At 63.0% G+C, this 12,480-nt stretch carries 11 protein-coding genes and 1 pseudogene; 3 read left to right on the forward strand and 9 right to left on the reverse strand.

Features of this window, described 5'->3' with window-relative positions; all coding sequences use genetic code 11:
- Positions 1-6: 6 nt before the first annotated feature.
- Entirely contained in the window at positions 7-921 is a 915-nt protein-coding gene (locus tag ACTJKX_RS28825) for a tagatose-bisphosphate aldolase (RefSeq protein ID WP_394314488.1), read from the reverse strand.
- Positions 922-1,152: 231 nt separating this feature from the next.
- Here ACTJKX_RS28825 and ACTJKX_RS28830 point away from each other — a divergent pair, with 231 nt between their 5' ends.
- Positions 1,153-2,079: a sugar-binding transcriptional regulator gene (locus tag ACTJKX_RS28830; RefSeq protein ID WP_394314489.1), complete on the forward strand. Its 927-nt coding sequence runs from the start codon at positions 1,153-1,155 to the stop codon at positions 2,077-2,079.
- Between the two features lie 551 nt (positions 2,080-2,630).
- On the opposite strand, the gene ACTJKX_RS28835 is transcribed toward ACTJKX_RS28830, so the two are convergent.
- Complete coding sequence (locus ACTJKX_RS28835; protein WP_367625796.1) at positions 2,631-3,119, reverse strand: DUF2721 domain-containing protein; 489 nt, start codon at positions 3,117-3,119, stop codon at positions 2,631-2,633.
- Between the two features lie 548 nt (positions 3,120-3,667).
- On the opposite strand from ACTJKX_RS28835, the gene ACTJKX_RS28840 reads away from it, so the two are divergent.
- Together ACTJKX_RS28840 and ACTJKX_RS28845 are read left to right on the forward strand one after the other, a co-directional pair.
- Entirely contained in the window at positions 3,668-3,940 is a 273-nt protein-coding gene (locus ACTJKX_RS28840; RefSeq protein WP_311939677.1) for a metal/formaldehyde-sensitive transcriptional repressor, read from the forward strand.
- A 12-nt stretch (positions 3,941-3,952) separates the two neighbouring features.
- Entirely contained in the window at positions 3,953-5,047 is a 1,095-nt protein-coding gene (locus tag ACTJKX_RS28845) for a nickel/cobalt efflux transporter (RefSeq protein ID WP_394314491.1), read from the forward strand.
- A 21-nt stretch (positions 5,048-5,068) separates the two neighbouring features.
- Here ACTJKX_RS28845 and ACTJKX_RS28850 read toward each other — a convergent pair.
- The 7 genes and pseudogenes from ACTJKX_RS28850 to ACTJKX_RS28880 all read right to left on the reverse strand — a co-directional run.
- Positions 5,069-5,215, reverse strand: a pseudogene (locus tag ACTJKX_RS28850) (transposase); the annotation flags it as partial.
- Positions 5,216-5,303: 88 nt separating this feature from the next.
- A complete protein-coding gene (locus ACTJKX_RS28855) occupies positions 5,304-6,080 on the reverse strand; it encodes an SDR family oxidoreductase (RefSeq protein WP_440727338.1) in 777 nt (258 codons plus the stop codon).
- A 13-nt stretch (positions 6,081-6,093) separates the two neighbouring features.
- Positions 6,094-7,242, reverse strand: coding sequence for a galactonate dehydratase (dgoD, locus tag ACTJKX_RS28860; RefSeq protein WP_394314494.1), 1,149 nt, complete (start codon positions 7,240-7,242; stop codon positions 6,094-6,096).
- Between the two features lie 62 nt (positions 7,243-7,304).
- On the reverse strand, positions 7,305-8,936 hold the full coding sequence (locus ACTJKX_RS28865; protein ID WP_440727339.1) for a GMC family oxidoreductase: 1,632 nt from the start codon (positions 8,934-8,936) through the stop codon (positions 7,305-7,307).
- A gap of 15 nt (positions 8,937-8,951) precedes the next feature.
- Complete coding sequence (locus ACTJKX_RS28870) at positions 8,952-9,887, reverse strand: aldose 1-epimerase (RefSeq protein ID WP_440727340.1); 936 nt, start codon at positions 9,885-9,887, stop codon at positions 8,952-8,954.
- A 3-nt stretch (positions 9,888-9,890) separates the two neighbouring features.
- On the reverse strand, positions 9,891-10,898 hold the full coding sequence (locus tag ACTJKX_RS28875) for an ABC transporter permease (RefSeq protein WP_311939688.1): 1,008 nt from the start codon (positions 10,896-10,898) through the stop codon (positions 9,891-9,893).
- Positions 10,899-10,910: 12 nt separating this feature from the next.
- Entirely contained in the window at positions 10,911-12,440 is a 1,530-nt protein-coding gene (locus ACTJKX_RS28880) for a sugar ABC transporter ATP-binding protein (RefSeq protein ID WP_440727341.1), read from the reverse strand.
- Positions 12,441-12,480: the final 40 nt, after the last annotated feature.

Consider the following 12,480-nt stretch of genomic DNA (forward strand, 5'->3'; position numbering starts at 1 on the left):
GGCCCGTCAGGCCGCTTGCGCGGCTTTGCCGGCGTAGCGGGCGACCACAGCCTGAATTTCGCGCAGGCGCGGGACCGCAATTGTCGCGAGACGGTCGGCCGTCTCCTTGCGATCGAGCGAGATGCAGTCCTTCCACAGGGCACGACCGGCAATGACTCCCGAAGCCCCGTTTCTCATGGCCGTCTCGACTTGACCAAGGAAGGTCGAGTGATCGACACCTGCCGACAAAACCGCCCATGGTACCGCACCGGCGAGACGAGTAACGCCGGCACAAGCTTCCGCCGTGCCCGGATAGGGCAGCTTCAAGACCTTCGAGCCGCAGTCCAGACAGATCCTGGTTCCCTCCAGAACCAGTTCGGGCACCTTGGCGACATAGTCCTCGCGGCTTTCACCCGGCAGTTCATAGGTCAGGAATTCGACCACCAGCAGGAGATCTTCACGGGCGAAGTCCTCGATGCAACGGCGCAGAATGTCGATGTTATGGATATTGGCCTCCGGCCGGTCCGCACGAAGATACACCATGATCTTGCCGCCCGTGCCCCCCATCGCGCGCACATGGCGGGCATCGATTCCAGGAACCAGGCGCGACAAGCGATAGCCTTCCGGCGTCTTGTCGAACCCAGACGCATCGAGGCCGATCAGGAGGGCCACATCGCGGGCAAGTACGCCGTCATCCACCACCTTGGGGACGGCACAGATCGGATCGAGCAGCACGCAGGAAGCCGCACTCGCCAGATATTGGACGATGTCGGATTTGGTTTCGCCCAGCGTCGCGTCACTGATCTTGGCCTGTTCGGCCGGGTCGTTCGCCAACAAGGAGCGCATGCCGCCACGCTGGTCGCAGGCAATAACCATCATCATTCCATTGGGGGCGCAGATCTGCTGGTAACCGCGAAGCTCCGACGTCGTCATCCTGGTCATGAGACCCTCTCCTAATATCTGTGCTCACGGCCGAGCGCCGGACGCGTTTGACCATGCCCTTACGCTTGCAAAGACGTAAGAGGCCTGCGGCTCTGATCGATTTGCGTTGAACAAGACGCAAATATGCTGCACGGCTCGTGTCCTGCCTGAAAGAACGCGATGCCTCTTGTTTCACAAAGTGACGTGTAACATATTTCTGAAAGGAATTGCAACCTGTCTGAGAATGTTTCCATGGATGGGTCGGCCACGCGTAAGACGCTGCATCTGGTGGCGCGCCTGCACTATGAATCGGATCTCTCACAAGTCGAGATCGCAAGGCGCCTGCAACTCTCGACCGCCACCATCTCCCGCTTGCTTCGAAGAGCGCGGGAGGAAGGGATCGTGCGCATCGAGATTCGCGACTTTGTTGCGCCAGAGGAGATCAGGCGCGACTTGATTAACGCTCTCGGCCTCAAGCAAGCCGCCGTGGTGGACACCGTTGAAATTGGCTTGCTGGATTCGCTTGCCCAGCCGGTCGGCACGCTTCTCAAGGAAGCGGGGCTGAAGGATGGCTCTGTTCTCGCCATTGGTTGGGGCCGAGCGGTGCGCGGCGTGATCCGAGCCGGTCTGCCGCGTATTCCCGGCGTGATCACGGTGCCTGCAACGGGCGGTATCCAGCAAGCAGCGCCACATTTCCAGATCAACGAGTTCGTGCGCCAGGCGGCCGAACAGCTTGGTGGCGAACCAAAATTCATCTTTGCGCCCTATTTGCCGGCCCCTCAGTATCGCGATGCCTTTGTGAGCGATCCTGCCGTCCGCGAGCTCATTACCCTTTGGGACCATATCGACGTTGCCCTGGTGGGGGTTGGACTGCCGCATACCGTCGACCCCATCCATGCCGGCACCGTTACGTCCAGCGAACGGGCCCTCACCCATGTCGCGGGGGATGTCATCCGGCATTATTTCGACGAGGACGGCACCATATTGCCATGGGATGGCAACAACAGCCTGATCGCCGTTTCGCCGGCCCAAATGCGGGCCGTGCCACTCGTCATCGGCGTTGCCGTATCACCGGCAAAGGCGAAGGCAATCATCGGCGCGGTCAGAGCAAAACTGATCAATGCAGTCGTCACGGATGTGGCCACCGCCGAGGCCATCCTCGGCGAACTGCAAGCATGAAGGAGAGGAAATCCCACGAGCCTCGAAGCACGCTATTGCAGCGGAAGCTTGGCTTCTTTTTTCTTAACGATGGGCCGGAGCTATCGGCTCCGCTTCTCCCATTGCCAGGTCCAGGGAACACCGGGGTCGATTTCCGGTCCTAAATAGAGGCGGGTGGCGCGGAACCTATAGGTGCGGCCAAGAAGCGTATCCACGAAAATCCGGAACTTCTGGAGCAATGGCTGGCCGGCGAGAAAACCGAGAGCGGCGCGGACGGCCGCGAAGCTGCCAAGAGGCAGCATTGCTACCGACGTCGCTTTCGGTCCGAACCATGGCCTGTGATGCAGATGCCTCTGCGAGGCGACCCGGCTCGAGCTCCCTTCCCCGAAGCAGGGAGCTTCTTTTTCGCGAAGAGGCGGCCGTGAGTCGCAAATACTTCGATCAAGTTGCATTTATTACAAGAATTTACGGAATAATTTGAGCCAAATCTCATGTAATATGAGCTCGATGCAATTCATGATCGTAAATAATGAAATTCCGATCATCGGAGCTTGGTCTCGGGGGAGACAATTCTAAGATTCGAAAAACGCCGAATGTCGGTAACGTCTGTCGAAATCCTTGATGGCGACGTTGATTTCGCGGAACAGGCATATCAGTGCGTGCGCAAACAGCACGATCGATATGACGAACAGGAGGGAAGCCCCCCATTCGCGCTGCATACCAACCAGGGCGTTGAAGAATACGATCAGAATCACTGTTGCCACACAGATGCCAGCAGCGACGATCGAGCGGATGCCGCGATAAAGCAGGCGCCCCCGCCGGGCCAGCCACTTGGCCAGGAGAGCACGATCCTGCCCGTCGAGATGCGCCAGCTTCTTTTCCTCGAGCTCACGGATGCGATCGCTGACACGCCAAAGGCGGTTCATCAAAAGAGTCAGAAAGGCGGCAACTGCAAGCAGTAGAAAAGCCGGTGCCAACGCCTGTGGCGCGATCAGGGAAAAGCGTACGCTAGTGATTCTCAATGCAGCGTCGCTAAGCCATATATAGAAATCCGACGACATAGCTCTGCATCCTGTTCTGAAGTAAAATGTCCCAAGGTCGCGAAAGGCGGACTTTGGCAAACTACGCAGCAATCGATAATAGGTCCATTGCTGCCTCAACCACTTCCTTCGAATCCGCCTGACCGAGGCTTTTTGCTCCTTTCTGGCATGTCTTCACTGCAGGCGCCTCCCGGATCGGATCGCCCGGCTGGACAAGGATCTCATCTAGGGCGTGCATCCATGCGATTCCCCTGCCCTATGCCGCCAACATCCTGAATGAAACCGCCTTGGGCGATGTTCGCACGGGAAGCAGCATTCTCGATCTAGAAAGCTGAGTCGATGCGGATAAGGCCGCCGGGTATACGGGCTGGTGGAGCTGCGAGCTCTTCCGCAGGCGCCAGCATCAGGACAACAGCCATGCCATCGCTGCCGCAGCGAGGTTCGATAAGTGACTGCCCTACTCGGTCGTGGGCGCCTTTGGACGGTGCCAGCCAGTCTTGCTCAACACCGGGCTTGCGTTGGGCTCTCTTATAGGGTACCCCCCTATCATATTCTTGCTGGGGTTCGCCATGCATACGATCAAGGAAAAAACCCGGCTCATCGCCAGGGTTCGCCGTATCAAGGGCCAGGCTGAGGCGCTCGAACGAGCGCTCGAACAGGAACTGGGCTGCGCGGATGTACTGATGCTGGTCGCGTCCATGCGTGGCGCGGTGAATGGTCTGACCGCCGAGGTCATGGAAGACCATATCCGCCATCACATCGTGGATCCGGACAAGGAAAACTCCAGCCAGGCGCAGGGAGCGGCCGAATTGATCGAGGTCTTGCGGACCTATATCAAATAGAAAGACCCGAACGTGGTTTCGATCTCCGACATGCTTCAGCAAGGTTCCACGAACCTTTGGCTGTTCATCCCCAGTGCCATCCTTCTGGGAGCGTTGCACGGCCTAGAGCCGGGACATTCCAAGACGATGATGGCGGCTTTCATCATAGCGGTCGGAGGTACCGTGACTCAGGCTGTCTTGCTCGGCCTGTCGGCGACGATCTCCCATACCGCCGTCGTCTGGGCGGTCGCGCTGCTCGGACAATATTTCGGGCGCAATTGGAGCAGTGAGGCAACGGAGCCCTATTTCCAGGTGGCTTCAGCGATCCTGATCGTCCTCATCGCCGCCTGGATGTTCTGGCGCACCTGGCGCGAGCAGCACCATAGCCACGATCACGATCATCACCACCATGGCGAGGAGGTGCGGCACATCAACACCGGCCATGGCACGGTCACCCTCGAGGTGTTCGAGGACGGCGTGCCGCCGCGCTGGCGCCTGAGCTTCGAAAAGGGCGAGCGATTTCCCGCCCATGAGGTCTCCGTCGAAACGATCCGTCCGGATGGTGCGCGCCAGGTCTTTCACATGGCCGATCGCGGCGCCTATCTCGAAAGCACCGAGGAAATCCCGGAGCCGCACGCCTTTTCCGCCGCCCTCAATCTGGGGCATGGCGATCACCTGCACAGCTTTCCCCTGGAATTCACCGAGCATGAGCATGGCCATGGGCATGAGCACACGGATCTTGGCGCAGAGGAGGACGCCCATGCGCGCGCCCATGCCGAGGATATTCGTCGTCGCTTCGCCGGTCGTACTGTAACCACGGGGCAAATCGTGATGTTTGGCCTGACAGGCGGGCTCATCCCCTGCCCGGCTGCCATCACCGTGTTGCTGCTGTGTATTCAGCTCAAGCAGCTCTCCCTGGGCTTCCTGCTGGTCCTTTGCTTCAGCATCGGCCTCGCCGTCACCATGGTTTCCGCCGGTGTGCTGGCAGCGCTGAGCATCCGGCATGTCGAAAAGCGCTGGTCCGGGTTCTCGGCCTTTGCTACGCGCGCACCTTATGCCTCGGCCGCCGTGATATTCTGTGTGGGTCTCTACATGGCCTGGTCGGGCTTGCACGCTTTGCCGGCGTGAATCCAAGCGGATCTGTCTTCTGATCCCAGCCCGACGGCAGATCTCCGCCACCGTCACACCATCGGTACCCTGCTTGAGAATGAACGCCTTCTGGGCCTCCGAAAACCTGCTTGCCTTCGTTGTCCTCCGCTCCTCCCAGCCTAGGGATTCGGCCGCGGGAAACTCCAGCTCAAAACGGTCCTGTTTCCTGGGAGTAGATCAGCCGCAGGGATGCGCCCTCACCGGAATCCAAACGATGCCGTTGGAAGCTCTTTGCTCAGGGATGCTGCTGGACGCTGAGGCCGCCATCGATGGTCAGGCAGGCTGCGTTCATGAACGGGCATTCGTCCGAGATCATGAACACCGCGGCAAGCGCGATTTCCTCAGGCGTGGCGATACGCCCGCCCGGATGCAGCTTCAGCGTCTGCGCCTTGGCGGCCTCGGGATCGGGGAAGCTGTTCCAGTAGTCGATCACCTTCTGGGTGGAGACATAGCCGGGCGCGAGCGCGTTCACCCGCACGTTGCGCCCGGCATATTCCAGCGCCAGCGACTTGGTCATGCCAAGCAAGGCGTGCTTGGCCAGGGGATAGGGGAAGGTATGGGGAATGATGGTGAAGGCATGTGTCGAGGCAATGTTGAGAATGACGCCACGGCCGCCGGCGATCATCCCCGGCAGGACCGCCTTGCAGCAATGCCAGGCCCCCTTGAGATTGACGTCGAAGCATCGGTGCCACTCTTCGTTGGTCGTCTGCAATGGTTCGGCGAAGACGTTGATGCCGGCATTGTTGACGAGTGCGTTGATCTCGCCAATCGCCGACGTCGCCTGCGAAACGGCCTGCGCAATACCCTGCTCGTCGGTGATGTCGACGGCCCGATAGGCGATGGGCGCACCCTGCCCCGCCAGTTCGTCGCCGACACCGGCAAGCAGTTCCTCGTCCCGATCGAGGAGGAAAACGCTAGCCCCTTCGCGCACGAAGGCGCGAACCATCGCCAGCCCAATGCCTTGGGCGGCGCCCGTTACCAGAATGCGCTTGCCTGCGAGCCGACCCGTCATCCTGCCCATGCCCCTACCATTCGGCCAGGCTGCCATCCTCATGGCGCCAGACCGGGTTGCGCCAGCGATGCCCCTCCCGGGCCCGCTCGATCACATAGTCCTCGTTGACGTCGACCCCCAGGCCCGGCCCCTGCGGGATGGAGACGAAGCCGTCCTCATAATGGAACACCTCCTTGTTGGAGATGTAGTCGAGAATGTCGTTGCCCTGGTTGTAATGGATGCCGAGGCTCTGTTCCTGGATGAAGGCATTGTAGCTGACGGCATCGACCTGCAGGCAGGCCGCGAGTGCGATCGGACCCAGCGGGCAGTGCGGCGCAAGCGCCACGTCATAGGCCTCCGCCATGGTGGCGATCTTGCGGCACTCGCTGATGCCTCCCGCATGCGACAGATCGGGCTGGAGAATGTCGACATAGCCGTCCGCCAGCACGCCCTTGAAGTCCCAACGCGAATAGAGCCGTTCACCGAGTGCGATCGGGGTGGAACAATGATTGGCGATCTCCTTGAGAGCCTCCTTGTGTTCGGACAGCACGGGCTCCTCGATGAACAGGAGCTTGTAGGGGTCAAGCTCCTTGGCCAGCACCTTTGCCATCGGGCGATGGACGCGGCCATGGAAATCGACGCCGATGCCGATATGGGGCCCGATCGCCTCGCGCACGGTGGCGATGGTCGCCACCGCCCGGTCGATCTTGTCATGCGTGTCGACGATCTGCATCTCTTCCGAACCGTTGAGCTTGATCGCCTTGAAACCGCGTGCCACCGCTTCCCTGGCATTGCTGGCGATGTCAGCCGGGCGGTCGCCGCCGATCCAGGAATAGACCTTGATCTTGTCGCGGCATTGGCCGCCCAGCAGCGCATGGATCGGCTGTCCCAGCGCTCTGCCCTTGATATCCCACAAGGCCTGGTCGATGCCGGCGAGCGCGCTCATATGGACCGCGCCGCCGCGATAGAAGCCGCCGCGATAAAGCACGTTCCAATGGTCTTCGATCAGCATGGGATCCTTGCCGACGATGTAGTCGGCCAGTTCGTGCACGGCCGCCTCGACGGTCAGCGCACGCCCCTCCACGACGGCCTCGCCCCAGCCGGACAGGCCCTCGTCGGTCTCGACCTTCACGAACATCCAGCGCGGCGGAACGATGAAGGTGGTCAGCTTGGTGATCTTCATGGCACTATCCAATGATCTCTATGGGATCGACCCTGGGCCCTGCCCCGGCCGCCCGCCGCAATTCATGAATGAAGGATGAGGTCCGCAGCCTTCCCCGCCGCGGCGAGCACGGCGGCATTGGTGTTACCGCTGACGATGGTCGGCATGAACGAGGCATCGACGACCCTGAGGCCCGCGACCCCGCGCACCCGCAGATCCGGCGTGAGAACCGCTTCGGGATCGGCATCGTGGCCCATCCTGCAGGTGCCGACGGGGTGATATCCGGTCTTGACCGTGCGCCGGCAATGCGCCGCTATCGCCTCGTCGCTCGTCACGGCGGGACCGGGGAAGATCTCCTTGTCGATCAGGTCACGCAGCGGAGCGGCAGCCAGCACCTGCCGCGCAAAGCGGAACCCCGCCATCGTCGTGGCCAAGTCCTCGGGATGGCCGAAGATCTGGGTGTCGACGATGGGATCTGCGAAAGGATCGGCGCTGGCGAGCGCTACGCGACCGCGCGCCCTGGGACGCAGCAGCAGTGAATTGATGGTGACGCCATCGCCGGGGTCGGTGCCCATCACGTCCCTGTCGAGATAGACCGTGGGCACGCAGAACATCTGGATGGTCGGTTCGGCGCTGCTTCCGGTGGGATCGAGGAAGGCGCAGGTCTCGACGCCGGTGGTCGAGGCCGGCCCCGTGCCGAACAGCAGATATTGCAGGCCGGCCTTGATCATCGGCCAACCGCGGTCCTGGCGATAATAGCCGAATGTTCCCCGCGTCGTGGCGACGACGGGACACTCGTAATGGTCCTGAAGGTTGCGCCCGACGCCGGGCAGTACAACCTTGGCGGCGATACCGTGACGGGAGAGCTCGTCCTCGGGGCCGACGCCCGACAGCATCAGCAGCTTCGGCGTCTGGTAGGCCCCCGCCGCCAGGATCACTTCGGTACCGACGTCGGCCTTGTGGTGGCTCCCGTCCTGCAGATAGTCGACGCCGACCGCACGGCCCTGCTCGATGCGGATCCCTGTCACCGTCGCATCGGTCACGATGGTCAGGCGCGGATCGCGCATCACCGGGGCAAGAAAGGCCGTGACGGCGCTGCAGCGACGGCGGCTCGCCCAGTCGATGGTGTGCTGCATGAAGCCGACACCGAACTGGGAAGCGCCGTTGAAATCGGGATTGTAGGGAATGCCCATGCCCTGCAGCGTCTTCACATAGGTCCGCGTCATCGGGCTGGTATGGCCGAGATGCGAGACCTTGAGCGGGCCGCCGACGCCATGGAAGGCGTCGGCCAGATGGTCATTGTCCTCCTGCGCCTTGAAATAGGCCAGCATGTCCTCATAGGACCAGGCTCCGTCATTGGCGGCACCCGGCGCGGTCACGGCCGCGTTCCAGCGCACATAGTCACCGGGCTGGCCGCGCATATAGACCATGGCGTTGACGGTGCTGCCGCCCCCGAGCACACGCCCCTGCGGCACGATCGGCCCACGCCCGTCGAGCTGGGGCTGCGGCGCGGTCTTGTGCATGGCCAGATAGGTATCCTTCGCCAGGAACTTCATGTAGCCGGCCGGAAAGTCGATGATCGGGCTGGCCTTCGCCGGTCCGCGCTCGATCAGCAGCACGCGTGCCTTGGCGCGCCCGACGAGGTGGGAGGCGACGACGCAGGCCGCGCTGCCCCCCCCGACGATGATGAAATCGAACTGCCCCTTGTCGGACATTGCAGGCTCCAGGACTCAGGCCCGTTGACGGGGATGATCGCCGCCCTGAAGCGGCCGGCCGGAAAGACGGTGTGGTCGAAGCCGGACGCTGCCGGCCAATGTCTCCCCGGGCCTGAGAACCCTGAGATCTCCCAGATCGGGCAGGTTGTGGCCATTGGCCAGGTGCGACATCGGCTCGAAGCAGAAATAGTCCCGCCGGAAGGAGGGATCGAACTGCGTGTCGGAAACAAAGAGGAAGGCATGCCTGAACACCGGATCGGCCTGGAGGCGAAGCTGCATGTTCCGTTCCGGCCAGGTGATCATGGCTAGGCCATCCCAACCTTGCAGGCCATTATTGACCCATCGATCCGGAATGGAGCGCGGGGCGGAAAAGTCGAGCGCCTCGGGAATGGCGATGGGCTCGCCGGGAAGCCACTCCTCCACCTCCGTCCACAGCGCAGTCGCCTTCGCCATCAGCGTCGTCGCCGGCGTCAGGGGGAAATAGGGGTGCCATCCCAGCCCGAACGGCAGGGACGCATGGCCTCGGTTGGCCACCGCCAATCGCATCTCGAAGGCCCCGTCGACAAGGGCGAAACGCTGCTCGGCCTCGTAGACATAGGGCGTGCCCTTTCCTGCATGCGAGAACACCATGGCAAGGCTCGTCGGCCCCTGCGCGGTGATGTGCCAATCGGCCTGCCAGCCCTCCCCATGCAGATAATGCCTGTCCCAATCCGTGTTCGGTTCCAGGACATGGTCCTGTCCCTCGAAGCGAAAGCGGTTGTCCTTGACGCGGTTGCCGAAGGGCACCAGTGGGTAACAGGCCGAGGACAGGGCGTCGGCGTCCGACGAGGGCGCCGGGCGCAGGAGAGGAATGCGCACGCCTGCCTCTTCCCACCACAGGCCGAGGACGAGGCCGCCCGCCGTCGACAATTGCGCGCGCAGGGAGCCGTGCTGGAGATCGACAACCGGCATGTCCTAGCCCTTGTTTCGCGCCATCGAGCGCTTGATGGCCTGGATGTTGGCCAGCACGGCGACGACGATGATCAAGCCGCGCACCACCTGCTGGAAGAAGGGGTTGATCCCCAGCAGCACCAGGCCGTTGCCGATCAGGGTGATGACGAGCACGCCCAGCAGCGTGCCGAGCATCGAGCCGCGCCCGCCGGAGAGCGAGGTGCCGCCCACGACGACGGCGGCAATGACGTCGAACTCCAGGCCGCTCGCGGCGGTGGCATTGCCTGAGCCCAGCCGCGAAACCAGGAGGATGCCGGTCACCGCGGCCATGGCACCGCCGATGGCAAACAGCATGACGCGGATGCGTGTGACATTGATGCCGCTGAGGAAGGCAGCCTGCGCATTGCCGCCAATGGCGAAGACGCTGCGGCCGAAGGCGGTCTTGCGGCTGACGAAAGCGAAGACGCCGAAGAGCACGAGCATGATGATCGCGGCGGGCGGAATCCCCAAGACCGGCCGGTCGAGCGCGTCGACGATGTCGTTGCGTCCGATCGACACCGGCAGGGCATCGGTGATGAACAGGGCGATGCCGCGCAGTGCACTCCACAGGCCGAGCGTGGCCACGAAGGAGGGCACGTCGAAGAATGCCCTCAGCACACCGGCGATCGAGCCCAGGAGCCCGCCGACCACGATGGCCAGGGCGAAAGCCGGCACTGTCGGCACGCCCCACTGCAGGAAATAGGCCAGGACCACCGAGACGAAGGCCACCATCGGGCCGACGCTCACATCGATCTCACCCGCGATGATGATCAGCGTCGCAGCCCAGGCGGCGATGCCGATCGTGGCGGCATCACGCAGGATGTTGATCTGGTTGTTGAACGACAGGAAGCCGGTGGCGCTGGCCGTGAACACCACGTAGAGCACGATGATGGCGACGAACAGGCTCAGTTCGTTCATATGGCGAGAGAAATCGAAGCCTGCACGGGCACTTCGGTTCGAAGCGGCAGCCCCTGCGGTTCTGTCCTGTGACATCGGGTATCCTCGTCAGTGTCCGGTGAGGCAGGCGGCCATGACGGCATCCTGATCGATCTCGGGCGCAGTGAATTCTTCGGCGAGCCGACCCTCGCGCAGCACGAGGACGCGATCGCAGACCAGCGGCAGTTCCTCGATCTCGCTGGAGACGAAAACGATGCCGCAGCCCTCAGCCGCAAGCTGCCGGATGATGGCGTAGATCTGCGACTTGGCTTCCACGTCCACGCCGCGGGTAGGCTCGTCGAGCAGCAGCACGCGGCTGCGCGCATGCACCCAGCGGCCGATCACCACCTTCTGCTGGTTTCCGCCCGACAAAGTGCCGATTGGGGTGTCGGTGCGGGCGGTCTTCACATGGAGATGCTCGATGATCCGGCGGGTCGCCCGCGCCATCAGGCTGGAGGACAGCACGCCGCGCCGGCTGACGGCGGCAAGGTCCGTCACCAGCGTATTTTCATCGACGCCGAGCAAGGGAACGATACCTTCCTCCTTGCGGCTTTCAGGCGTGTAACCGAAGCCGCGCTCGACCATCTGGCGATAGCGCGCGCCCGTCACCGGCTTGCCGTCCACGCGGATCTCGCCGCGGTCGGCCCTGCGCACGCCCATGATGGCCTGCAGCAGTTCGGTGCGCCCCGATCCCAGGAGCCCGGCAATGCCGAGGACCTCGCCCTGCCGCAGGCGAAAGGACACGGAGGCCAGTTTCGGCGCCAAAGCGAGATCCCTCACCTCGAGCAGGGTGTTGTCCGCGACCCGGTTCTCCAGCTGTGCGGCCGGCCCACTTTCCGAGCCGAGCATCAGGCGAACGATCTGGCGCGTGTCCGCCCCCTTCACGTCGACGGTGTCGATCACCCGCCCGTCGCGCATCACCGTGGCGCTGTGCGCGACCCGGCGGATTTCGTTCATGCGATGGCTGACATAGATCACGGCGATGCCCTCCGCCGCGATGCGTGTCACCGCCGCCATTACCCGCTCGGCCTCGGCGGCTGCAAGCGAGCTGGTCGGTTCGTCCAGGATCACCAGCCGGGGTTTGCCGATCAGCACGCGTGCGATTTCCAGCAATTGCCTCTCGGCCGGCGAAAGGCTGGCAACGAGCCGCCTGGGCAACAGGTCCAGCCCGAGCCTTGCCATGGCCTCGGCGGCCTCGGCCTCCATCCGCGCCGACTGGATGACACCGCCCTGGCGTGGCCAGTGGCCGAGGAACAAATTCTCGGCCAGCGACATCCCGGGCACCAGGCTGAGCTCCTGATAGACCACGCGCACACCGCTGGCAAAGGCGGCCTGCGCGCGGGCGGAGCCGGTCTGGCCGAGTGCCTGGCCAGCGATCTCGACCGCGCCGCTATCGGGCAGCTCGGCACCGGTGAGCAAGCGGATCAGGGTCGACTTGCCCGCACCATTCTTGCCCAGCAGGGCCCTCACCTCACCGGCCGCCACCTCGAAGGTGACGTCGTCGAGCGCCAGCACGCCGGGATAGCGCTTGGTGCAATTGCGGATGGAGGCAACCCGTTCGGCGTCGGCCAACGGGCCTGGGGAAATGGCTGGCGTCATGTCGCTATCCTTGCCTGGCCGCAACTGGGAAGACCTCAGG

Origin of the sequence: Labrys sp. 22185 (genome assembly GCF_052045555.1) — a bacterium.
GTDB classification, from domain to species: Bacteria; Pseudomonadota; Alphaproteobacteria; order Rhizobiales; family Labraceae; genus Labrys; species Labrys neptuniae.

What these genes read in the sequence shown, in the direction of transcription:
- ACTJKX_RS28825 (WP_394314488.1), bottom strand. Translation starts at nt 921, where the DNA reads ATGACCAGGATGACGACGTCGGAGCTTCGCGGTTACCAGCAGATCTGC.
- ACTJKX_RS28830 (WP_394314489.1), top strand. Translation starts at nt 1,153, where the DNA reads ATGGATGGGTCGGCCACGCGTAAGACGCTGCATCTGGTGGCGCGCCTG.
- ACTJKX_RS28835 (WP_367625796.1), bottom strand. Translation starts at nt 3,119, where the DNA reads ATGTCGTCGGATTTCTATATATGGCTTAGCGACGCTGCATTGAGAATC.
- ACTJKX_RS28840 (WP_311939677.1), top strand. Translation starts at nt 3,668, where the DNA reads ATGCATACGATCAAGGAAAAAACCCGGCTCATCGCCAGGGTTCGCCGT.
- ACTJKX_RS28855 (WP_440727338.1), bottom strand. Translation starts at nt 6,080, where the DNA reads ATGACGGGTCGGCTCGCAGGCAAGCGCATTCTGGTAACGGGCGCCGCC.
- dgoD (WP_394314494.1), bottom strand. Translation starts at nt 7,242, where the DNA reads ATGAAGATCACCAAGCTGACCACCTTCATCGTTCCGCCGCGCTGGATG.
- ACTJKX_RS28865 (WP_440727339.1), bottom strand. Translation starts at nt 8,936, where the DNA reads ATGTCCGACAAGGGGCAGTTCGATTTCATCATCGTCGGGGGGGGCAGC.
- ACTJKX_RS28870 (WP_440727340.1), bottom strand. Translation starts at nt 9,887, where the DNA reads ATGCCGGTTGTCGATCTCCAGCACGGCTCCCTGCGCGCGCAATTGTCG.
- ACTJKX_RS28875 (WP_311939688.1), bottom strand. Translation starts at nt 10,898, where the DNA reads ATGTCACAGGACAGAACCGCAGGGGCTGCCGCTTCGAACCGAAGTGCC.
- ACTJKX_RS28880 (WP_440727341.1), bottom strand. Translation starts at nt 12,440, where the DNA reads ATGACGCCAGCCATTTCCCCAGGCCCGTTGGCCGACGCCGAACGGGTT.